At 70.4% G+C, this 21,997-nt stretch carries 21 protein-coding genes and 2 pseudogenes; 13 read left to right on the top strand and 10 right to left on the bottom strand.

Annotated features, from left to right (window positions below):
- The 4 genes from ACOBQU_RS19495 (at position 1) to ACOBQU_RS19480 (ending at position 3,668) form a co-directional block, all read left to right on the top strand.
- Positions 1-549 (top strand): low molecular weight protein-tyrosine-phosphatase, encoded by a 549-nt coding sequence (locus ACOBQU_RS19495; RefSeq protein ID WP_423628621.1) that lies wholly within the window; start codon positions 1-3, stop codon positions 547-549.
- The gene (locus tag ACOBQU_RS19490; RefSeq protein ID WP_423628620.1) at positions 546-1,865 is read left to right on the top strand and encodes a cystathionine gamma-lyase; all 1,320 of its coding nucleotides are present in this window, start codon (positions 546-548) and stop codon (positions 1,863-1,865) included. Before ACOBQU_RS19495 ends, ACOBQU_RS19490 begins: the two co-directional genes overlap by 4 nt.
- Positions 1,866-2,220: 355 nt before the next feature.
- Complete coding sequence (locus tag ACOBQU_RS19485) at positions 2,221-3,126, top strand: LysR family transcriptional regulator (RefSeq protein ID WP_423628619.1); 906 nt, start codon at positions 2,221-2,223, stop codon at positions 3,124-3,126.
- Between the two features lie 59 nt (positions 3,127-3,185).
- Positions 3,186-3,668 (top strand): NUDIX domain-containing protein, encoded by a 483-nt coding sequence (locus ACOBQU_RS19480; protein ID WP_423628618.1) that lies wholly within the window; start codon positions 3,186-3,188, stop codon positions 3,666-3,668.
- 214 nt (positions 3,669-3,882) lie between these two features.
- Here the strand turns inward: ACOBQU_RS19480 and ACOBQU_RS19475 are convergent.
- Together ACOBQU_RS19475 and ACOBQU_RS19470 are read right to left on the bottom strand one after the other, a co-directional pair.
- A pseudogene (locus ACOBQU_RS19475) lies at positions 3,883-4,994 on the bottom strand (globin domain-containing protein); the annotation flags it as partial.
- 55 nt (positions 4,995-5,049) lie between these two features.
- Positions 5,050-5,169: pseudogene (locus ACOBQU_RS19470) on the bottom strand (hypothetical protein); the annotation flags it as partial.
- A gap of 1,234 nt (positions 5,170-6,403) precedes the next feature.
- On the opposite strand from ACOBQU_RS19470, the gene ACOBQU_RS19465 reads away from it, so the two are divergent.
- Complete coding sequence (locus ACOBQU_RS19465) at positions 6,404-6,985, top strand: DUF2269 domain-containing protein (protein WP_423634591.1); 582 nt, start codon at positions 6,404-6,406, stop codon at positions 6,983-6,985.
- A gap of 5 nt (positions 6,986-6,990) precedes the next feature.
- Positions 6,991-7,869, top strand: a complete 879-nt coding sequence (locus ACOBQU_RS19460; protein ID WP_423628617.1) for a GNAT family N-acetyltransferase — start codon at positions 6,991-6,993, stop codon at positions 7,867-7,869.
- Positions 7,870-8,038: 169 nt separating this feature from the next.
- On the opposite strand, the gene ACOBQU_RS19455 is transcribed toward ACOBQU_RS19460, so the two are convergent.
- Complete coding sequence (locus ACOBQU_RS19455) at positions 8,039-8,464, bottom strand: GlcG/HbpS family heme-binding protein (RefSeq protein WP_423628616.1); 426 nt, start codon at positions 8,462-8,464, stop codon at positions 8,039-8,041.
- Between the two features lie 132 nt (positions 8,465-8,596).
- Positions 8,597-9,817 (bottom strand): MFS transporter, encoded by a 1,221-nt coding sequence (locus ACOBQU_RS19450; protein ID WP_423628615.1) that lies wholly within the window; start codon positions 9,815-9,817, stop codon positions 8,597-8,599.
- Between the two features lie 146 nt (positions 9,818-9,963).
- Here ACOBQU_RS19450 and ACOBQU_RS19445 point away from each other — a divergent pair, with 146 nt between their 5' ends.
- Together ACOBQU_RS19445 and ACOBQU_RS19440 are read left to right on the top strand one after the other, a co-directional pair.
- On the top strand, positions 9,964-10,422 hold the full coding sequence (locus tag ACOBQU_RS19445; RefSeq protein WP_423628614.1) for a MarR family winged helix-turn-helix transcriptional regulator: 459 nt from the start codon (positions 9,964-9,966) through the stop codon (positions 10,420-10,422).
- 68 nt (positions 10,423-10,490) lie between these two features.
- Positions 10,491-10,943, top strand: coding sequence for a GNAT family N-acetyltransferase (locus tag ACOBQU_RS19440; RefSeq protein WP_423628613.1), 453 nt, complete (start codon positions 10,491-10,493; stop codon positions 10,941-10,943).
- A gap of 138 nt (positions 10,944-11,081) precedes the next feature.
- Here ACOBQU_RS19440 and ACOBQU_RS19435 read toward each other — a convergent pair whose 3' ends face one another.
- Entirely contained in the window at positions 11,082-12,455 is a 1,374-nt protein-coding gene (locus ACOBQU_RS19435) for a serine hydrolase domain-containing protein (protein ID WP_423628612.1), read from the bottom strand.
- Positions 12,456-12,550: 95 nt separating this feature from the next.
- Here ACOBQU_RS19435 and sigJ point away from each other — a divergent pair, with 95 nt between their 5' ends.
- Together sigJ and ACOBQU_RS19425 are read left to right on the top strand one after the other, a co-directional pair.
- A complete protein-coding gene (sigJ, locus tag ACOBQU_RS19430) occupies positions 12,551-13,429 on the top strand; it encodes an RNA polymerase sigma factor SigJ (protein WP_423628611.1) in 879 nt (292 codons plus the stop codon).
- Between the two features lie 199 nt (positions 13,430-13,628).
- Positions 13,629-14,762, top strand: coding sequence for an NAD(P)/FAD-dependent oxidoreductase (locus ACOBQU_RS19425; protein WP_423628610.1), 1,134 nt, complete (start codon positions 13,629-13,631; stop codon positions 14,760-14,762).
- 22 nt (positions 14,763-14,784) lie between these two features.
- On the opposite strand, the gene dnaB is transcribed toward ACOBQU_RS19425, so the two are convergent.
- Complete coding sequence (gene dnaB / locus ACOBQU_RS19420) at positions 14,785-16,245, bottom strand: replicative DNA helicase (RefSeq protein WP_423628609.1); 1,461 nt, start codon at positions 16,243-16,245, stop codon at positions 14,785-14,787.
- A gap of 460 nt (positions 16,246-16,705) precedes the next feature.
- Here dnaB and ACOBQU_RS19415 point away from each other — a divergent pair, with 460 nt between their 5' ends.
- Positions 16,706-18,043 carry an MATE family efflux transporter gene (locus tag ACOBQU_RS19415; protein WP_423628608.1) on the top strand — a complete coding sequence of 446 codons (1,338 nt, stop codon included), beginning with the start codon at positions 16,706-16,708 and terminating at the stop codon, positions 18,041-18,043.
- 195 nt (positions 18,044-18,238) lie between these two features.
- Here the strand turns inward: ACOBQU_RS19415 and rplI are convergent, their stop codons facing one another.
- From rplI to rpsF, 4 genes are all read right to left on the bottom strand, one after another.
- Positions 18,239-18,685 (bottom strand): 50S ribosomal protein L9, encoded by a 447-nt coding sequence (gene rplI / locus ACOBQU_RS19410; protein ID WP_423628607.1) that lies wholly within the window; start codon positions 18,683-18,685, stop codon positions 18,239-18,241.
- A gap of 18 nt (positions 18,686-18,703) precedes the next feature.
- Positions 18,704-18,940 (bottom strand): 30S ribosomal protein S18, encoded by a 237-nt coding sequence (rpsR, locus tag ACOBQU_RS19405; RefSeq protein WP_003949403.1) that lies wholly within the window; start codon positions 18,938-18,940, stop codon positions 18,704-18,706.
- Between the two features lie 73 nt (positions 18,941-19,013).
- Positions 19,014-19,607 carry a single-stranded DNA-binding protein gene (locus ACOBQU_RS19400; RefSeq protein ID WP_423628606.1) on the bottom strand — a complete coding sequence of 198 codons (594 nt, stop codon included), beginning with the start codon at positions 19,605-19,607 and terminating at the stop codon, positions 19,014-19,016.
- Between the two features lie 100 nt (positions 19,608-19,707).
- The gene (rpsF, locus tag ACOBQU_RS19395; protein WP_006604399.1) at positions 19,708-19,998 is read right to left on the bottom strand and encodes a 30S ribosomal protein S6; all 291 of its coding nucleotides are present in this window, start codon (positions 19,996-19,998) and stop codon (positions 19,708-19,710) included.
- Positions 19,999-20,349: 351 nt separating this feature from the next.
- On the opposite strand from rpsF, the gene ACOBQU_RS19390 reads away from it, so the two are divergent.
- Entirely contained in the window at positions 20,350-20,661 is a 312-nt protein-coding gene (locus tag ACOBQU_RS19390) for a hypothetical protein (protein WP_423628605.1), read from the top strand.
- Between the two features lie 187 nt (positions 20,662-20,848).
- Positions 20,849-21,970, top strand: a complete 1,122-nt coding sequence (locus ACOBQU_RS19385) for a lipid II:glycine glycyltransferase FemX (protein WP_423628604.1) — start codon at positions 20,849-20,851, stop codon at positions 21,968-21,970.
- Positions 21,971-21,997 lie beyond the last annotated feature (27 nt).

The raw sequence follows: 21,997 nt of genomic DNA, 5'->3' as shown, positions 1-21,997 counted from the left end.
ATGCATGCCGCTCCCGCGTCCTCCCGCTCCTCCGGCTCACGTCCCTCCGGTCCGCCGTTCTCGGTGTGCTTCGTGTGCACGGGCAACATCTGCCGCTCGCCCATGGCCGCGTCGGTCTTCCGCGCGCGGGTGCGCGAGGCGGGCCTCGACGGGCTCGTCCTGGTGGACAGCGCGGGCACCGACGGCTGGCACGAGGGCGAAGGCGCCGACCCGCGCACCGTCGCCGTCCTGGAGGCCGCGGGCTTCGACGGCACGCATGTGGCCCGGCAGTTCCGCTCCGACTGGTTCGCCGGGCGCGACCTGGTGATCGCCCTCGACCACGGTCATCAGCGGGCGCTGCGCCGCCTCGCGCCGACCCCGGCGGACGCCGCCAAGGTGCGCCTGCTGCGCTCGTACGACCCCGCACTCCTGGCAGGCGGCGACCTGGACGTCCCCGACCCCTACTACGGCGGCGTCGAGGGCTTCGAGGAGTGCCTGACCATGGTCGAGGCGGCGAGCGAGGGCCTGCTCGACGCCGTACGCGAAGCGGTGGAGGGACGCGCGGCATGACGCAGCACACGGAGCCCAAGCGGCACCCGGTGCCTAAGGGACACCCGGAGCCTCAGGGCCACCCGGAGCCCGGCGGCCCCACTGAGCCTCAGCGGCAACCGGAGCCTCAAGGCAGAGCGGAGCCCCAAGGCGCGGCGGCCAGGGCGACGGCCGATGGCCGACCGGCCCCGAACGGACTCGAAGGCTCCGGATCGCTCGGCCCCGGAGACGGCACCCTCGCGGTCCGGGCCGGGCTTCCCGAGGCGATACCGTACGAGCCCGCCCTTCCGGGCCCGGTCTTCGCCGCCCACTTCCATCTGCCGGGCGAGCCCACCGGCCCGTACACCTACGGCCGCGACGAGAACCCGACCTGGACGCTCCTGGAGCGCGCCATCGGCGAACTCGAAGCGCCGGGCGACGACGTGGAGACGCTGGCCTTCGCCTCCGGCATGGCCGCGATCTCCGCGGTCCTCTTCTCCCAGGTGCGCGCCGGTGACACCGTGGTGCTGCCGGACGACGGCTACCAGGCGCTGCCCCTGCTCCGCGAGCAGCTCACGGCGTACGGAATCGAGGTCCGCACCGCCCCGACCCGCGGCGACGCCCAGCTCGACGTGCTGGACGGGGCCCGCCTGCTGTGGCTGGAGACCCCGTCGAACCCGGGCCTGGACGTCTGTGACGTGCGCCGTCTCGCCGCCGCGGCCCACGAACGCGGCGCCCTCGTCGCCGTCGACAACACCCTCGCCACCCCGCTCGGCCAGCGCCCCCTGGACCTCGGCGCCGACTTCTCCGTGGCGAGCGGCACCAAGCAGCTCACCGGCCACGGGGACCTGCTGCTCGGGTACGTGGTCTGCCGCGACGCGGCCCTCGCGGCGGGCGTCCGGCGCTGGCGCAAGATCGTCGGGGCCATTCCGGGGCCGATGGAGGCCTGGCTCGCGCACCGCTCCCTCGCCACACTGCACCTGCGGGCCGACCGGCAGAGCGCCAACGCCCTGGCCCTCGCCGAGGTCCTGCGCGATCACGCCGACGTCACCGGCGTGCGCTACCCCGGGCTGCCCGACGACCCGGCGCACGAGATCGCCGCTCGGCAGATGCGGCGCTTCGGGTGCGTGGTCTCGTTCGAGCTGCCCTCACGCGCGCGGGCCGAGCGCTTCCTTGAGGCGCTGCGGCTCGTGGACGACGCGACGAGCTTCGGCGGCGTACGGTCCACGGCCGAGCGGCGCGGGCGGTGGGGCGGGGACGCCGTTCCGGAGGGCTTCATTCGCCTCTCCGCGGGCGCTGAGGACACCGACGACCTCGTGGCGGATGTACTGCGTGCGCTGGCGGAGACAGCGGACTGAGGCCCTCCACGGCCTCCCACGCGAGCTGCCCGTCGACGCCACAGCTCCCGTGCACCACCGCGCCCGTGCACCAGTTGCGTCGCATGCACCCACCGCGTCCCGTACGCCCGCTGCGCCCCACGCGCCGCGCCCTCGTACGCCTGGGTACGCGGCTTCCTAGTACGCCGCTACGCACAACGGACGGTCCGAGCCTCCCCCTCGTGGCTCGGACCGCCCTCGGTTCTCCGCGCGAAGAACCGCGCGAACAAGGCTAGTTGACTCTGTGTCAGTGTCCAATCACAGTAGCGACAGAAACCTATCGACAAATTTATAGTTGGGCGGCGCCGGGGGCCGAAGCGGAAGAGAAGGTGACGACATGGATCTGGCCCTGCTGCGCACATTTGTGACGGTGCACCGGGCCGGTTCCTTCACCCGCGCCGCCGCGCTCCTCGGCCTCTCACAACCGGCGGTGACCTCCCAGATCCGCACGCTGGAGCGCCAGCTCGGCCGCCCCCTCTTCCTGCGCCAGGCCCGTGGCGTCACCCCGACGACCATCGGCGATGAGCTCGCCCACAAGGCCGCCCCGCATCTGGACGCGCTGGTGGAGATCGCGGAGGCAGGGCTCGACGAGGACTCCTCGGTCCGGACGCTCCATCTGGCGGGACCGCCCGAGTTCACGGCTGAGCGCGCCCTTCCGGCCCTCACCGCCCTCACCAGAAGCGACGGCCAGAGCTTCGCGCTGCGTGCGTCGTTCGGCAACGCCGAAGAGGTTCTGGAGGGACTCGCCGCCGGGCACCACGACCTGGCCATCTCCACGGCCCGCCCAAGAGGGGCGCTGCTCACCGCGACCCCGCTGTGCGACGAGGAGCACGTCCTGGTGGCGGCGCCGCGCTGGGCCAGCCGCATCGGACCGGGCAAGTTGCGGCGCAAGGGCAGACCGGCTCTGGAGAACCTGCCGGTCGTCGAGGTCCATGAGTCGCTGCCTCTGGTCTCGCGCTACTGGGCCTCGGTCTTCGACTCCCGTCCGGCCACGTCAGGCGCCGTCATCGTGCCGGATCTGCGAGCGGTGCTGGCGTGTGTGGCCACCGGCGCCGGGGTCGCCGTCCTGCCCCGCTATCTGTGCGCGCCCGCCCTGGAGCGCGGCGAGATCGCGGCCCTGCTCGATCCGGTCGTGCCACCGCTGCGGACGTACTTCCTCGTCGTACGCACCGGCACACTCGCCATGCCCCACATCGCACGGGCGCACGAGTGGCTGCTGCGTGCTGCCGTCGACTGGGCATGAGACGGGGACCGGCTGATTCGCGATGTTTCACGTGGAACAGTGCGGGCCACATTTCACCCATGACCGTCCGACCCGTGGTCAAGCGCACCGCCCGTGCCGTTCTCCTCGACGGAGACCATCTGATCCTGATCAAGCGCACTAAGCCCGGCGTCGATCCGTACTGGGTCACGCCGGGGGGCGGGGTCGAGGCGGAGGACGCCACGGTGGTCGACGCGCTCCACCGCGAGGTGCACGAGGAACTCGGCGCCAAGATCACCGACGTGGTGCCCTGCTTCGTGGACACCGTCGAGCACATCGGCGACGACGGCGGCGCCACGGGCGTGAAGGTGCAGCACTTCTTCGTCTGCCGTCTGGAGTCCATGGACCCGGCCCTGCGGCACGGCCCCGAGGTCGAGGAGCCCACGGGGGAGTACGAGATCGTCCGGGTGCCGTTCACACGCGTGGGCATCGCATCGGTCCACCTCGTCCCGCTGTCCTTGCGGCACTATCTGGACGGCAACATCGAGGGCATCCGGGCGATGCACGCACCGGATCTGGGCTGATCCAGCGGCAAGGGGGGTGTGGCGCTGAGGCAGGACCGTGGGCGCGCGGCCCAGGCGAGGCTGGAGGCATGGCTGAGCGACGGCGCGGGGCACGGCTGGGGGGCAGGGCTCAGGGCACGGCGCAAGGCGCGGCTGAGGGCACGGCGCGGCGGCCAAGCCGAGGGCGGCGCGGCGGGAGTGCGGCGGAGGCGCGGCGCGGGAGCGGCTGGCTCGGTCAGCTTCCCGCAGTGACCAGTTCCTCCACCGAGTCGTGGCGTATCCGCCCTTCCGGTATCCCCACCTCGCGCAGCGCGTCGACCCCGCTGCGGATCATCCCGGGCGGACCCGAGAGGTACGCGTCGTACTCGTTCCACGGGCCGTACTCGCGCACCGCGTCCGGCAGCTGCGCCCGGTCGTCGACGACGGGGCGGACGGACAGCCAGGCGTGGTTCTGCTGGAGCCGCAGCATGGTGTCGATGTCGTAGAGGTCGTGGTCGGTGCGGGCGCCGTAGAAGACCTCGACCGGGCGGCGCCTGCCGTGCTCGGCGATGTCCTCCACCAGCGCCTTGATGGGCGCGATGCCGGTGCCTCCCCCAGACAGAGCAGTCCGCTGTCGGTCGTGTGGTCCACGGTCATCGAACCGGTGGCGGGCCCGAGGCGCAGGATGTCGCCCACGCGGGCGCGGTGCACCAGGGCATTGGAGACCCATCCGGCGGGGACCGCCTTGACGTGGAAGGAGAGCAGCCCGTCGGAGCGCGGCGCGGACGCGAACGAATAGTGCCGCCAGATGCGCGGCCACCAGGGGGTTTCCAGGCTCGTGTACTGCCCGGCGAGGAACGGGTACGGCTGGTCGGGGCGGACGGTGATGACGGCGATGTCCGGCGTCCGCACATCGTGCGAGACGACTTCGGCGTACCACCAGGCGGGCGCGCGCAGCTCGTCCTCGGCGGCCGCGTCGATCATGACCTGGGAGACGGTGGTGTACGTCCGTACCCACGCGCCCTCGGTCTCCTCGTCCCAGACCGCGCTCGCGTACCGGCTCAGGGCGCCGATCAGGCACTCGCCGACGGCCGGGTAGTGCTCGGCCCGCGTGCCGTACTTGCGGTGCCCCCGGCCGAGGTTTCGCAGGTAGTCGAAGAGGACGTCGGTGTGGTCGATGTGCTGGGCGGCGGTCAGCAGGGCCTTGAGCAGGCGGTCGCGCTGGGTGTCCATCGCCACCGGGAACAGCGCGCGCAGGTCCGGATGCCGGGTGAACAGCAGCGCGTAGAAGTACGAGGTCACCTTGTCGGCGATCGGGGCTATCTCGGCCATCGTGCGCTGGACCAGGACCGCGTCGGGGGACGCCGTTCGGGGGGCGGGTTCCAGAGACGCGCGCTCCAGGGACCCGGGCGCCACGGAGGCGCGCTCCGCGGAGGCGGGTTCCAGCGAGGCGGGTTCCAGCGAGGCGGGTTCCAGGGATGTCCGTTCCAGGGCTGCGGTGGGCGCCGAGGAGCGCCGCTCGGAGGGAGGCGTTACCTCCCACACCTCCCGCACCTCCCGCACCTCCCGCGCGGCGGAAGCGGCGGGCGGTACGTGAGCGTCCAGCGGTATGCGAGCGGCGGGCGGCATTCGCGTGGGCGTCGCCTCTTCAGCCCCGGCAGCCCCAGTCGCCCCGCTTTCCCCGGAGGGTCTCGCGGGCTCCGCCGCCGGTCTCCCCAGGGGCCGTATCGATGCCAGGCGCCGCCCCGGAGCGGCCTCACGGGCAGTCTCCGGTTCGGCTTCCGCTTCCGCCGTGCTCTCCGCGTTCTCCGGCTGCGGTGGCGTCGCCCTGGCCGACTCCTTCGGCAGCTTGCGCGGCGTGAACCAGCCGCTACCGCCGTCACCGTTCTCCCCGGAAGTGCCCTTGCCCGCCGACGTGGTGGTCGGAGCGTCCATGCCTGTGCCCTCGCCTCGAACATCTCTCAGTCGGTCCGCGCACCTCCTCAGCGGAAGATGCCTGTCTTCCCCGCGCTGTTCTTCCCCGTTCCAGCCCGACAGCCGATGTCGACCACAGTGAGCACTGGCGCTCCACACCCCATGGACAAGCAGGGATGGAACATGACATTGGCCGCAGTCACCTCACCCGCAGCATCCCACTCCAGCCCATGACAAAGGGCCTTTAGCCAGAACTGAGGGCTGTCGATCTCTTGCCTCGTTAAGCTCTACTGCTCTCTGCGTGCGCGCCCCCGCTGTGCGTCTCCCCACGCACACGGTACGAACCGGAGTCGACACTACCGAGAGACGTTCAGTGCACAAGTGCCGTTCCTTCATTCGGAATTCCAAGGTCCGGGCCACCCATTGCCTTCAATACCGGCGCGCCTACCCCATCGGGCGCCTTCCGCACATCGCGCCCGGCATGGGCTACGCGGAGCCAAGACCTCTGGCCTCGGACCAGTGCTGACCTCAGACGAAGCAGCCGTCGCAGTGCGCGACTCCCGACCGAACAAGCACCCGCGCAGCTGACACCACGGGCACACCATGCCTCGAACCCTTCACAGAGCCGGTTCGCGACCTTCACCGCGACCCCTCCGCCACGGGCACCTTCACCGCGGCCCCGGACTGCAGACGCCTGCGCCGTGCGGGCCTTCACCTCGCACGCCTTCACCGCGCACGCCTTCACCGCGAGCGCCGTCGCCGAAGGCACCTTCGCCATGGAGGCCGCGTACGCCGACGCTAGTAGTCGCGGCTACTCCCGCTGTCAGACGCCGCGGCGCGCTTCTCGCGGCACGGTGTTTCACGTGAAACTACGACGCCCCGCTCGCCGGGCCACCCTCGCTGTCCATGTGGCCGCCTCGGCCTGCTGGCTCGGGCTCACGCTCGGGCTTCTCGGACTCGCCACGGCCGCTCTCACCACCGATTCCGATCCGACCATCGAAGCCTCCGTCCGCTCGATGAAGGTCTTCACCGACTGGCTCGTGCTTCCGCTGGCCTTCCTCACCCTGGTGAGCGGGCTGCTGCTCTCGCTCGGCACCTCCTGGGGGCTGGCCCGGCACCGCTGGGTCTACACGAAGTTCTGGCTGACCCTGGTGACCATCGCCGCGTCGACCTTCGCACTGCGCCCCGGGGTCAACGAAGCCATGACGGCCCTCTCCGCCGGGGAGCCGCTGCCCAGCCCGAGCGATCTCATCGCGGGGCCCATCGTCTCGCTCAGCGCATACCTGTTCATGACGGTCATCTCCGTGCTCAAGCCCTGGGGCCTGACCCGGCGAGGCCGTCGGCTCCGCGGCCAGGAAGGGCGTGACCAGAGGAAACTTGGCCAAAAGCAGAGTGCTTCTCCCCACAAAGAGGTGGACGCCGAGGTCATGCGTCAGACAGCCTGACCCGCGTGTCGACACCTACCCTCTCCGCTCTTCCCATCCGCCGACTCACACCCCGTGACCTCACGGCCTGCGCCGACCTGTCCGAGGACCGCGGCTGGCCCCGCGAAGAACACAAGTGGGGGCTGTTGCTCTCGGCTGGCACGGGCTACGGCATCGACGACCCCCAGGGCCAGGGACTCATCGCCGCCTGTGTCGTGACCCAGTACGGACCACACGAAAACCCCGGGCTCTCGGCGATCGGCATGGTGCTGGTCGCCGAGCGCCATGCCCGCCAGGGCCTCGGCCGCCGTCTCATGCGGTACGTCATCGAATCCGCGGGCACCACCCCGCTCACCCTCCACGCGACGCCCAACGGCCGCCCCCTGTACGAACAGCTCGGCTTCAAGGTGATCGGACGCGCCGAGATGGTCCGAGGCTCCTTCAACCCCGGCGGCACGGTCGGACCCGTACCCGGCATCACCACCCGGGCGGCGACGGCGGAGGACCTGACGGCCCTCATCAGGCTCGACACCGAGGTCTTCGGCCTCGACCGCACCCACATGATCACCCGCCTCCCCGCCTTCACCGACCGCCTCCATGTCGCGGAGGCCAACGGCGAGATCATCGGGTACGCGGGGATGTGGCCGAACATGGACACCCATGTCGTCGGCCCGCTGGTCGCCCGGGACACGGACACGGCGAAGGCGCTCATCGCCTCCCTGGGCGGCCACACCGACCGGCCGCTGCGCACCGACATCGACGTCCGCCACGAGGAGCTGCTCGCCTGGGTGAAGGCGAACGGCCTGGCGCCAGTGGCCTTCAACGCCGTGATGGCCTCCGGGATCCCGGAGCTGCCCGGCGACTGGACGCGCCGCTTCGCCCCGCTGACGGTGGCGGCGGGCTGACGACGCCGAGGGCCCGCCCTCACGCACCGGGAACCCCAGGGAACTGACGTGGGGATTCCGGGGAGCGTGAGGGCGGGCCCTCGTCCTGCTCGGGCGGGTTGCCCTCAGGGCGCGGCCCTGGTGGCAGGCGCCCTGTCGGGCGGGCTCTGTGCGGGCGTCGAGGGTGGCCTCAGACCAGCGCGGCCACGGCCGTCGTCGCGAACCCGTGGTCCTGCTCGGGCGCGCCGCCGCCGACGCCGATCGCGCCGATCAGTCGCCCGTCGCGGTGGACGGGCACGCCGCCCGCGATGAAGAGCAGCGGCCGGTCGAGGGCCGTGGGCAGGGTGTGGAAGAGGGCGCCGGGCTGGACCGCGTCGACCAGATCAGCGGTCGGGGCATTGAGCTGGAGGGCCGTGTACGCCTTGCGGGTGCTGGTCTCGCCGGAGATCAGCACAGCCCGGTCATCGCGCCGGAAGGCGAGCAGATGGCCCCCCGCGTCGAGGACGGTGACGCTGACGGTGACACCGGCGGCCTCGGCGGCGCTGCGGGCGGCGTCCACGAGGGCCTCCGCGTCCGCGGTGGTCAGCGGGGCGACAGCGGGGGTGGTGGTGCTCATGAGGGGTTCTCCTTGGTGCGGTGTTGCGTGGTGCTTGACGGGTGGTCCGTGTCGCGGCCGCTGGCGTGCGGCGCGCTGGGCCCGGTGCCCCTGGCCGGGGCCGGAGGGCTTGGCCAGGGGCGGTGGTGAAGGTCAGTGGTGGACGGGCATCGCCGTCTCGGCGGCCGGGGCCGCGGAGGGGGACCCCGCGACGACCCGGGTGGTCGCCGGAGTGCGGCGCTCCAGGGCGGCCGCCAGCACGGCGAGCACGAGGGCAGCGGCAGCGAGCAGGGCACCCACCCAGTTCGGGGCGGTGTAGCCGAGACCCGCGGCGATCACGATGCCGCCGAGCCAGGCCGACAGGGCGTTGCCGAGGTTGAAGGCGCCGACGTTGACGGCCGAGGCGAGGGTGGGAGCACCGGAGGCCTGATCGAGGACCCGCTTCTGGAGCGGCGGCACGGTCGCGAAGCCCAGGGCGCCGATGAGCATGATGGTCACGGCCGCCGCGATCTTGTTGTGGGCGGTGAGGGTGAAGAGACCGAGCACGAGGGCCAGGCCACCCAGCGAGGCGTACAGCATCGGCATCAGAGCACGGTCGGCGAACCGGCCGCCAACGAGGTTGCCGACCACCATGCCGATGCCGAACAGGACGAGCAGCCAGGTCACGGAGCCGTCCGCGTAGCCCGCGACCTCGGTCATCATCGGCGTGATGTAGGTGATGGCCGCGAAGACGCCGCCGAAGCCGAGGACGGTCATCGCCATGGCGAGCAGCACCTGGGCGTTGCGGAAGGCGCCGATCTCGTCCCGCAGCCGCACGCCCTCGGGCCTGGGCAGGTCCGGTACGAGCTTGGCGATGCCCGCGAGGCCGATGACGCCCAGGGCGGCGACGATGACGAAGGTGGTCCGCCAGCCGACGACCTGGCCGACGAACGTGCCCAGCGGCACCCCGACGACGTTGGCGATGGTCAGGCCCGAGAACATCATGGCGATGGCTCCGGCCTTCTTCTCGGGGGCGACGAGTTCCGCCGCGACGACGGAGCCGATGCCGAAGAACGCTCCGTGCGCGAACGAGGCGACGACGCGGCCCGCCAGCATCACGCCGAAGGCCGGTGCGACGGCCGAGAGCAGATTGCCCGCGATGAACAGGCCCATCAGGAGCATGAGCATCCGCTTGCGCGAGATGCGGGTGCCGAGGGCGGTCATCAGCGGGGCCCCGAGCACGACGCCCAGGGCGTAGCCGGTCACGAGGAGTCCGGCCGTGGGGATGGAGACGTCGAAGTCACCCGCGACCTCGGGCAGCAGTCCCATGATCACGAATTCTGTGGTGCCGATTCCGAAGGCCCCGATCGCGAGGGCCAGAAGCGCGAGAGGCATGGAGCCGCCTTCCAGACGATTGCAGGTGCGCTTAACGTGCTTACACAATAGTTGCACACGCTCGATAATTGCAAGCGCTGGATATTGCACCGGTGGACTATCCTGGACGCAGCCGCTCTGGGAAGCAGGAAAACGGAGGAACAGTCATGACAGCGACCGACCCCGCACTCACCGCCCTCGCCCAGGGCTGGTGCGCTCTCTCGCTGCTCCACGGGAAGATCGAGGCCCATGTCGAGCGGGCCCTCCAGGCGAAGCACGGCCTGAGCGTCCGGGAGTACAGCCTTCTCGACGTCCTCAGCCGTCAGCACGACGGGGACGGTGGCCACCTTCAGATGAAGCAGGTCGCCGACGCCGTCGTCCTCAGCCAGAGCGCGACGACCCGCCTAGTCACCCGCCTTGAGGACCGGGGCCTGCTGTCGCGCTACCTGTGCCCCACCGACCGGCGCGGCATCTACACCAACGTCACCGAGAGCGGCGCCAAGCTCCTCGCCGAGGCCCGTCCCACCAACGACGCGGCCCTGCGCGAGGCCCTGGACGAGGCGGCAAAGAACCCGGAGCTGGCCCCGCTGGTCAGGGCCGTGGAGACGGTACGCACCCCGGCGTAGCGCACCGAGCCCCGCCGTGGCGGGGCTCGGGCAGCCCGGCTCCATGGGGCTGCGCATAGGCTGCGGCCATGGGAGATCTTGAGATACGCCCCGCCGTCGCCGATGACATCCCCGCGATCGTGGCCATGCTGGCCGACGATCCCCTCGGTTCCCAGCGCGAGTCGCTGGACGACCTGACCCCCTACCTCGCGGCCTACACACGGCTCGCCGAGGATCCGAACCAGAACCTGGTCGTCGCCGTACGCGAAGGCCGGGTGGTCGGCACGCTCCAGCTCACCATCATCCCCGGCCTGTCGCGGAAGGGCGCCACCCGGTCGATCATCGAAGGCGTCCGAGTACACGCCGACGAACGCGGCAGCGGCCTCGGCACCCGGTTCATCGAGTGGGCCGTCGAGGAGTCCCGCCGACAGGGCTGCCAGTTGGTGCAACTGACCTCGGACGCCTCCCGCACCGATGCGCACCGCTTCTACGAGCGCTTGGGCTTCGAGGCCTCACACGTCGGCTTCAAGCGCCAGCTCTGACGGCACGCGGACACCCCCGCTACGAGAAGGTGCCCTGTTTCACGTGAAACGGGGCACCTCGGGCTCAAGGGCAAGGATTCAGGCGGACCCTCACCGGCTCAGGCGGGCCCTCACCGCTTCAGGAGGGCACGCTCTGGTTCAGGAGAGCCCCCGCCACCCCTCCGGGTCCACCCCACCCGGCACCGGCGCCTCAGGGTCGTACGGTTCGCGCGTGAAGACGAACGACCCCAGGTCGAGGTGGCTCACCGAGCCGTCGGGCCGCCGGACCGCACGCAGCAACTCCCCCGCGTAGTACCCGTCGAGACCCGTCCACGTCCCGTCACCGTTCGGCCGGAACCGCGAGGCCCGGCCGCCCCCGGCCAGCGGACCGAGCTGGACGACACCACCCGGCGCGAGCCGCAGCACCTGGGCGCTCGTCCCCCAGTACCAGGCGCCGGTCAGCTCCAGAAGGTCCTGGTCGACCTCGGGCAGCGGACGCCACGGCTCGGGGATGCGCGGCTCCGCCTCCGCCACGGCCAGCAGCAGTTCGGCGGCCACCGCGGACACCGCGGGTCCACTGGTGCAGTTGGCGAGGACCACCGCCGCGACGTCCTCCTCCTCACAGGTCCACAGGCTGGCGAGGAAGCCGGGAAGCGACCCGGAGTGACCCGCGAAGGTCCGCCCGCCACCGCTTACGACGATGACGCCGAAGCCATACGTCTGGTCCTCGTCACCGGAGTCCGCGACGGCCGCTGGCGTCTTCATCTCGTGAACCGATTCCGCACTCAGCACACGGTCGTCCCCCTGCATCAGGAACACGGCGAAGCGCGCCAAGTCCGCGGCGGTCGACCAGAGTTGCCCGGCTGGTGCCATCAGCCCCAGGTCCTCGGCGGGCTCGGGCAGCAGAGCATCGGCCCATGGGTGCACGGCCCAGCCGTCGGCGTGCGGAGCCATGGGCTGACGGCTCGTGCGGTGCATCCCCAGCGGTTCGAGGACCTCGCGCCGCAGCACGTCCTCCCAGGGTTCACCACGCACCGCCTCGACCAGCGAACCGAGCAACGTGTACCCGGGGTTCGAGTAGTGGAAGCGGCGGCCCACGGGGTGCTTGAACGGCTCCTCCCCGAGCACGTCTCGCAGCTCGGGCCGGAGAGAGGCGGGCGTGCGCTCCCACCACGGCCCCGGCGTCTCGGCCGCTAGCCCGCCTCGGTGCGAGAGCAGATCGGCGATCGTGATCTCACCGACGCCCGTCCCCGGCAGGTGCTTCTCCAGTGGGTCGGACAGATCGAGCAGTCCCTCGTCCCGCAGACGCATCACCAGGACGGCCGTGAAGGTCTTGGTGATCGAACCGATGCGGTACTGGACGTTCTCGTCCGGCGCGTGGCCGTCGACCGAGGTGCGGCTCCCTGTCCACACTAGCTCCCCGCCACGGACGACGGCGCCGACGAGAGACGGCGCGCGTCCCTCGGCCTGAGCGGTGGCCAGGCGATGGATGAGGGTCCTGCGCGTCGTGGGAAGCAGCTCTTCATTCGTCATGGGACCAGTCCATACGGGCGCCCGCCCAACGTCGAGTCAATTCCCGCCAGGACCCGACAAGGTCGCGGCATGTTTCACGTGAAACGCTGAGCGGCATGTCGGTGAACAAGCTGGCCACGTTCGAGGAGAACCGCACGCGGCTGTTCGGCCTCGCCTACCGACTGCTCGGCGAGGCCACCGAGGCCGATGACGTGCTCCAAGACGCCTATCTGCGCTGGGCGGACAGCGACTCCGTGGACGTTCCCGCGGCCTGGCTGACCAAGGTGGTGACGAACCTCTGCCTGACCCGGCTGAGTTCGGCCCGCGCCCGGCGCGAACGGTATGTGGGTCCCTGGCTTCCCGAACCGGTGTTCACCGATGACGGACGACTCGGGCCGTTGGAGACGGTCGAGCAGCGGGATTCCGTGTCGGTCGGCCTGCTCCTGCTGCTGGAGCGGCTGACGCCCGCGGAACGCGCGGCGTTCGTCCTGCGCGAGGCCTTCGGCTATCCGCACGCCGACATCGCGGAGGTGCTGAACGTACCCGAGCCCCGGGTGCGTCAGCTCTACCGCCGGGCCCGTGAGCATGTACGGCAGTCCCAGCGCCGCTTCAACGCGGATCCTCAGCAGTGCACGGAGATGGTGCGCCGCTTCCTCGCCGCGGCGGCGGACGGCGACGTGGCGGGGCTCGAACGCATGCTCGCCAAGGACGTCGTCTCGTGGTCGGACGGCGGCGGCGAGGTCTCGGCGGCGCGACGCCCGGTCATGGGCGCGGACCGGGTGTCCCGCCTCCTCATCGGATTCGCCAGCCACCCGCGAGCGACCGGTGCCGTCATCGACATCCGCATGGTCAACGGCGCTCCGGCGATCGTGGCCCGCCGGGAAGGAACGCTGATCGCCGTGCTGCACCTGGAGATCGAGGCCGGGAGGGTACGGGCCGTCCACAACGTGGTGAGCCCGACCAAGCTGGCTTTCGCCACAGCCCAGCAGAAGTGAGAACCCGCCGGGGAACGTCGGCTCCTGTGGTTCGCCCACGGCTGCCTGACACGGCTTCTGACACGACTGCCTGACACAGAGCGAACCGTCCCGGCACGGGTGTGACTCACGTCTCGCCGAGGGTTGTCACGGACGGGCGTGCCTGTCCAGTCAACCCTCTGACGCCATCTCGCCGTCAGGGCGTCAGGAGGAGAGCGTGATGACAGCGCACATCGTCGTGCTGGGCGCGGGCTACGCGGGAACCATCGCGGCCAAGGCGATCGCCAAGCAGTCCGGGACGCGCGTGACCCTGGTCAACGCCGACGACCGGTTCGTGGAGCGGGTGCGGATGCATCAGGTCGCCGCGGGCCAGGTCGTGCGGCAACGGCCGATCGCCCAGCTGCTCGCCGGGGACCCGGTGGCGTTCGTCGTCGACCGGGTCGTGGGGATCGATGCCGACCGCCGTGAGGTCCTCTTCGCTGACGGGGCGCCCCTCGCGTACGACACGCTCGTCTACGCCCTGGGCAGCAGCGCCCAGCACGACGCCGTCCCGGGGGCGGTGGAGCACGCCTATCCCCTCGCGACGGGTCCCGACGCGGCGCGGCTCAGGGAACGGCTGACCAAGGGCGGCCATGTCACGGTCGTCGGCGGCGGCCTCACGGGTATCGAGGTGGCGGCCGAACTCGCCGATACCCGACCGGAGTTGAAGACCCGCCTGATCACCGGTGAGGCGCTCGGCGCCGCTCTGTCCGAGCGGGGTCGACGGCATGTGCGCCGGGTCTTCGACCGGCTCGGTGTGGACGTACGCGACCGGGTGCGGGTCGCCGAGGTCCGCGCGGACGGCGTCGTGCTCGGCGACGGCGACTTCCTCGCCTCGGACACGGTGGTGTGGACGACGGGCTTCCGTGTGCCGGGCACAGCCCGTGCGGCCGGGTTCGCGGTGGACGCGCACGGCCGGATGGTCGTCGACCGGACGCTGCGCTCCGTGTCGCACCCGGAGGTCTACGCGATCGGTGACGCGGCGGCGGTCCAGCGGCAGGGCGGCCAGGAACTGCGCATGGCCTGCGCCACCGGGCTGCCGTCGGCCGCCCACTGCGCCCGCGCGATCAGCGACCGCCTCGCGGGGCGCACCCCTCGCCCGCTGCGCTTCCGCTACCTCAACCAGTGCGTCAGCCTGGGCCGCCGCGACGGGCTCATCCAGTTCGTGCGCGCCGACGACAGCCCGGTCGAGCGCGTCCTCACCGGTCGGGCCGCCGCTCTCTACAAGGAGTTCATCGTCCGTGGCGCCCTGTTGTCCCAGCGCCACCCGGCCCTGGTCGCCCTCACCCCGCGCGGCCGCGAACGGCAGGGCTGACAAGGCTGGCCCCCTGGCCGTGCTACGTCTGCGCCATGTCGACGAAGCGCGAGTAGTGACCCTGGAAGGCGACCGTGATCGTCGCCGTGGGGCCGTTACGGTGCTTGCCGACGATGATGTCCGCCTCGCCCGCGCGCGGTGACTCCTTCTCGTAGGCGTCCTCGCGGTGCAGCAGGATCACCATGTCGGCGTCCTGCTCGATGGAGCCGGATTCACGCAGGTCGGAGACCTGGGGCTTCTTGTCCGTGCGCTGCTCGGGGCCTCGGTTGAGCTGCGACAGCGCGATCACCGGCACCTCCAGCTCCTTGGCCAGCAGCTTCAGGTTTCGCGACATGTCCGAGACCTCCTGCTGGCGGCTCTCGGCGCGCTTCGAGCCGCCGGACTGCATGAGCTGGAGGTAGTCGATGATCACGAGTCTGATGTCGCTGCGCTGCTTGAGGCGGCGGCACTTCGCGCGGATCTCCATCATCGACAGGTTCGGGGAGTCGTCGATGTAGAGCGGCGCCGCCGAGACCTCCGGCATCCGGCGGGCGAGCCGCGTCCAGTCCTCGTCCGTCATCGTGCCGGAGCGCATGTGGTGCAGCGCCACGCGGGCCTCCGCGGACAGCAGGCGCATCGCGATCTCGTTGCGCCCCATCTCCAGGGAGAAGATGACGCTGGGCAGGTTGTGCTTGATGGAGGCGGCGCGCGCGAAGTCGAGGGCCAGGGTGGACTTACCCATGGCGGGGCGGGCCGCGATGACGATCATCTGGCCGGGGTGCAGGCCGTTGGTGAGGGAGTCGAAGTCGGTGAAGCCCGTGGGCACGCCCGTCATCTCGCCGCTGCGGGAGCCGATCGCCTCGATCTCGTCGAGGGCGCCCTCCATGATGTCGGCGAGCGGCAGATAGTCCTCGCTGGTGCGCTGCTCGGTGACGGCGTAGATCTCGGCCTGGGCGCTGTTGACGATCTCGTCCACATCGCCGTCGGCCGCGTATCCCATCTGCGTGATGCGCGTTCCGGCCTCGACCAGGCGGCGCAGGACCGCGCGCTCGTGGACGATCTCCGCGTAGTACTCGGCGTTCGCGGCGGTCGGAACCGTCTGGACCAGCGAGTGCAGATACGAGGCGCCGCCGACCTTGGTGATCTCGCCGCGCTTGGTGAGCTCGGCGGCGACGGTGATGGGGTCGGCGGGCTCGCCCCGTGCGTACAGGTCGAGGATCGAGGAGAAGATCGTCTCGTGGGCCGGGCGGTAGAAGTCATGGCCTTTGAGGACCTCTACGACGTCCGCGATGGCGTCCTTCGACAGCAGCATGCCGCCGAGCACCGACTGCTCGGCGTCGAGGTCCTGCGGCGGGACGCGCTCGAAGGAGGGACCGCCGTCCCAGCCGCGCTCGTGCTGCTCCTCGCGGCCCCGGCCACCGTCGCGAGGCGGCCGGGACACGGGCAGACGATCACTGGGCCCGCTGTCGGCCCACGGGTCGTCCAAGGGCTCGGAAATGCTCACCGGGCCGCCTCCTCCCGTCCGCCGCGCGGACCTCGCCGTGCCCCTCATTCCTACGGCACGACACTGACAAATAAGGGGGCCCAACTCCGGTTCTGACGCGTCGGATTTGCGTGGTTTCCGCGATGGCAGGACGAGGCGGGCGCCGGACTACGGTAGGCCCGCGGGCACCGTCAGCCAATCTGGTTATCCACAGGCGGTGTGGATGACTGCCCCGATGCTGTGGAGAACCCCGCCAAACCTGTGCACGGTCCGGTGGACAGCCCTGTGAACAAGCCCTCAGGAGACCTTATCCACAGGGTCTGACCTGCAACTTTCCCATCCACCGGCTGTGCAGAAGAAAAACTTCCCCAGTCGGCCCAAGATCGTGACGAATGGCACGCGGATCGATGCGCACACACAACCCAGGTAAGGACCCTAGGCCCGTTGCATCTCTTACCTGTGGAAGATTAGATTGGTGCACATGACACAGGCTCCCGCGGCGCCCAAGGCCGCCCGGCGACGACACGACCGAGAGATCGTCGCGCTCGCCGTCCCCGCCTTCGGCGCACTCGTGGCCGAGCCGCTCTTCGTCATGGCGGACAGTGCCATTGTCGGCCATCTCGGCACCGCGCAACTCGCCGGTCTCGGCGTCGCCTCGGCCCTGCTGATGACGGCCGTCAGCGTCTTCGTCTTCCTCGCGTACGCCACCACGGCCGCCGTCGCCCGCCGCGTCGGCGCCGGTGACCTCCAGGCCGCCATCCGGCAGGGCATGGACGGCATCTGGCTCGCCCTGCTCCTGGGCGCCGCCGTGATCGCTGTCGCCCTGCCCACCGCGCCCGCGCTCGTGGACCTCTTCGGCGCCTCCGACTCCGCCGCGCCCTACGCGGTCACCTACCTCCGGGTCTCCGTCCTCGGCATCCCCGCGATGCTGGTGGTGCTCGCCGCCACCGGTGTGCTGCGCGGCCTCCAGGACACCAGGACCCCGCTGTATGTGGCCGTCGGCGGCTTCGTCGCCAACGCCGCCCTGAACGCGCTCCTCGTCTACGGCGCGGGCCTCGGCATCGCCGGATCCGCGTGGGGCACCGTCCTGGCCCAGTGCGGCATGGCGGCGGTCTACCTGTATGTCGTCGTCCGGGGCGCCCGGCGCCATGGCGCTTCCCTGCGCCCGGACGCCGCCGGAATCAGGGCCTGCGCCCAGGCGGGCGTCCCGCTCCTCGTCCGTACGCTCTCCCTGCGGGCCATCGTCATGATCGCGACCGCCGTGGCCGCTCGCCTGGGCGACGCCGACATCGCGGCCCACCAGATCGTGCTGTCCCTGTGGAGCCTGCTGTCCTTCGCCCTCGACGCCATCGCGATCGCCGGGCAGGCCATCATCGGCCGATATCTCGGCGCCAACGACCCCGACGGTGCCCGCGCGGTCTGCCGTCGCATGATGCAGTGGGGCTTCGCCTCCGGCATCGTGCTCGGCCTGCTGGTCGTCGCCGCCCGACCGGTGTTCGTCCCGCTCTTCACCGGCGACGCCCCCGTCCAGGACGCGGCCCTGCCCGCCCTGATGGTGATAGCCGCCGCCCAGCCGATCTGCGGCGTCGTCTATGTCCTGGACGGCGTACTGATGGGCGCGGGAGACGGCCCGTATCTGGCCTGGGCCATGCTGATCACCCTCGCGGTGTTCGCGCCGGTCGCGCTGCTCGTACCGACGCTCGGCGGCGGACTGACCGGGCTGTGGGGCGCCATGACGCTGATGATGACCATGCGCCTGCTCACCCTGTGGCTGCGCTCACGCTCGGGCCGCTGGATCGTCACGGGCGCCACCCGCTGACGCGATGTTTCACGTGAAACCACGTGAAACGCTCCGCCGCCCAGGACTGCATGACGCCTGACGGTACGCCTCGCGCCCAGCGCTCCCGCATCGCACGGCGTACCGCACAGCCCTCCGCATCGCACCCGTACCGCACAGCAAAGAGGCCGCACCCAGTGGGTACGGCCTCTTCACTCAGTCCTGCGAGCGTGATGCTCAGGCAGCGACGACCTCGACGTTGACCTTGGCGGCAACCTCGGGGTGCAGACGCACGGACGTCGCGTGGGCGCCCAGCGTCTTGATCGGCGCGGTCAGCTCGACGCGGCGCTTGTCGACCTTCGGGCCACCGGCAGCCTCGATCGCCGAAGCGATGTCAGCCGGGGTGACGGAGCCGAAGAGACGACCGGCGTCGCCGGAGCGAACGGCCAGACGGACCTTGACGCCCTCGAGCTGGGCCTTGATCTCGTTGGCCTGCTCGATGGTTGCGATCTCGTGGATCTTGCGAGCACGGCGGATCTGCTCGACGTCCTTCTCGCCACCCTTGGTCCAGCGGATCGCGAAGTTCCGCGGGATCAGGTAGTTACGGGCGTACCCGTCCTTGACGTCGACGACGTCACCGGCGGCACCGAGGCCGGAGACCTCGTGGGTGAGGATGATCTTCATGAGTCGGTCACCCTTCCCTTATCGCGCGGTGGACGTGTAGGGCAGCAGCGCCATCTCACGGCTGTTCTTCACGGCCGTGGCGACGTCACGCTGGTGCTGCGTGCAGTTGCCGGTCACGCGGCGGGCACGGATCTTGCCGCGGTCGGAAATGAACTTCCGCAGCATGTTCGTGTCCTTGTAGTCCACGTACGTGACCTTGTCCTTGCAGAAAGCGCAGACCTTCTTCTTCGGCTTGCGCACAGGCGGCTTCGCCATGGTGTTTCTCCTGTGTGATCAAGAAGTGTGGGTGCGACCCGCCTTCTCGCCCTCCAGGCCAGGGGCCTGGGGCTTAGAAGGGGGGCTCGTCCGAGTAGCCGCCACCGGAGCCGCCGGAGCTTCCGCCCCAGCCGCCACCGCCACCGCCGCCGCCCTGCTGGCCGCCACCGGCCGGCGCGCCGGTCGCCCACGGGTCGTCGGCGGGAGCCCCGCCGCCACCCTGCTGGCCACCGCCGGGGCCACCGCCCCAGCCGCCGCCCTGCTGGCCGCCACCGCCGCCGTACCCACCCTGGCCACCGCGGCCCGAGGTCTTGGTGACCTTGGCCGTGGCGTTCCGCAGGCTGGCGCCGACCTCGTCGACGTCCAGCTCGTAGACCGTGCGCTTGATGCCCTCACGGTCCTCGTAGGACCGCTGCTTCAGTCGGCCCTGCACGATGACGCGCATGCCTCGCTGAAGCGACTCGGCGACGTTCTCCGCCGCCTGACGCCAGACCGAGCAGGTCAGGAACAGGCTCTCGCCGTCCTTCCACTCATTGGTCTGCCGGTCGAAGGTGCGGGGAGTGGACGCGACGCGGAACTTCGCGACCGCCGCACCGGACGGGGTGAAGCGCAGCTCGGGGTCGTCGACAAGATTGCCGACGACCGTGATGACGGTCTCGCCTGCCATTGGGGAACCTCTCGGCGGGTTTGCTGCTGGCTGCTTGTGCTGCTACTCGAATCCCGAGTGCCGCCGAGCCTTACGGCTCAACGGGTCTGAGCCAGGGGGCTCAGTGGGTCTCGGGACGGAGGACCTTGGTCCGGAGGACCGACTCGTTCAGGTTCATCTGGCGGTCGAGCTCCTTGACGACCGCAGGCTCGGCCTGCAGGTCGATGACCGAGTAGATGCCCTCGGGCTTCTTCTTGATCTCGTACGAGAGACGACGACGGCCCCAGGTGTCGACCTTCTCGACCTTTCCGTTGCCCTCGCGGACGACGGAGAGGAAGTTCTCGATCAGGGGAGAGACAGCGCGCTCCTCAAGATCGGGGTCGAGGATGACCATCACCTCGTAGTGACGCATGTGGAACCCACCTCCTTTGGACTCAGCGGCCACGGTCGTTCCGTGGCAGGAGGGTCGTGATGCGTACGCAACGGTATCGGCCGCCACTGACAATCGGGCGCCCCGACCGGAGAAATCCGAGGGTTCGGAGATCCGAGGGGGAGTCCCTGCCGTTTCGGCTGCCGCATGGCTGTGTCAGCCCGGATGCGGTCGGTGACCGATCCGTGACTGCTCAGGGCAGACACCGGTGCAGACGGTACAGAGTACCCGCACAGTGGCTTGCGGTTGAAATCCGGCGGCGGACGGGCAGAATCTGTACACATCGGGTGTGTACGGCGCTACGATGCGCCGCCTTCCGCAGGAGGTGCCTCCATGGCACAGGCAATGCGACGCGACACCGCGGGATCCCTCTTCGCCACCGACGGCAAGCCCCACCCGCTCCAGGACACGCTGGTCGGCGTGACGCTGGTGCTCGGTGCGATCGCCTTCGTGACCGCGATGTTCCACCACCTCCATCTGCTCAGCTCCTGGACCGGCCTGGTCGGGATCTTCTCGGGCGCCTACGGACAGTTCATCTCCGTGACGACCCGGGAGCGCTTCTTCCTGGTCCTCGGCCTCGGCGCCTCGGCCGTGGGCTTCTTCCTCGGCATGGCGCACGGCGGTCTCTTCGGCGGCCTGTGGTGATCCCCCGGCGGCCGCGTGCCGCCGTGCGGACCGCTCGCTGACCGTCCGCGCCACCCCTGGTCGAAGCCCGGCCGGGGGCGAAGGTTGCATACGCCCAATCGGGGCGCTCGCAGGGCACAGTAGGCTTCGGCGCTAGAGCCGGAGCCCCTGTATCCATGGGGACACACCAGCCCGAGGAGCGCCGCGAATGAGCCTGACCCTGAGGACCATCAGCCGAGAGCAACATCTGGCGTACATCCAGAGCCTGCCGTCGGCGAGCCATTGCCAGGTCCCGGCATGGGCTGATGTGAAGAGCGAATGGCGCTCGGAGAACCTCGGCTGGTTCGACGACAGGACCGGTCAGCTCGTGGGTGTGGGCCTGGTGCTCTACCGGCAGTTGCCGAAGGTCAAGCGCTATCTCGCGTATCTGCCCGAGGGCCCGGTCATCAACTGGTACGCCCCGAACCTGGACGACTGGCTCCAGCCGATGCTCGCGCATCTGAAGAAGCAGGGCGCCTTCTCCGTGAAGATGGGCCCGCCGGTGGTCATCCGGCGCTGGAACGCCGCCGCGATCAAGGCGGGCATCCAGAACCCCGATGTGAAGCGGCTGCGCGACGTCGAGGCCACGACCATCGAGCCGCGCGCCTTCGAGGTGTCCGACAAGCTGCGCCGCATGGGCTGGCAGCAGGGCGAGGACGGCGGCGCCGGGTTCGGCGACGTCCAGCCCCGCTATGTCTTCCAGGTGCCGCTGGCCAACCGCTCGCTGGACGAGGTCCTGAAGAACTTCAACCAGTTGTGGCGGCGCAACATCAAGAAGGCCGAGAAGGCCGGTGTCGAGGTCGTCCAGGGCGGCTACCACGACCTGCCCGAGTGGCAGCGGCTCTACGAGATCACGGCGATCCGGGACAAGTTCCGCCCGCGGCCGCTGAGCTACTTCCAGCAGCAGTGGCGGGCCCTCAACTCCGAGGACCCCAACCGCATGCGGCTGTACTTCGCGCGGCACAACGGCGTGAACCTGTCGGCGGCGACGATGCTCGTCGTGGGCGGGCACGTCTGGTACTCCTACGGCGCGTCCGACAACATCGGGCGCGAGGTCCGGCCCTCGAACGCGATGCAGTGGCGGATGCTGCGCGACGCCTACGCGCTCGGCGCGTCCGTCTACGACCTGCGCGGCATCTCCGACTCGCTGGACGAGACCGACCACCTCTTCGGCCTGATCCAGTTCAAGGTCGGCACCGGCGGCGAGGCCGTCGAGTACGTCGGTGAGTGGGACTTCCCGCTGAACAAGCTGCTGCACAAGGCGCTCGACATCTACATGTCGCGTCGCTGATTCCACACGGCCTTCTGTCTCCATTCC

The organism is Streptomyces sp. G45 (genome assembly GCF_049542095.1).
GTDB lineage: Bacteria > Actinomycetota > Actinomycetes > Streptomycetales > Streptomycetaceae > Streptomyces.
This window is presented reverse-complemented; position numbering and strand designations above follow the sequence as displayed.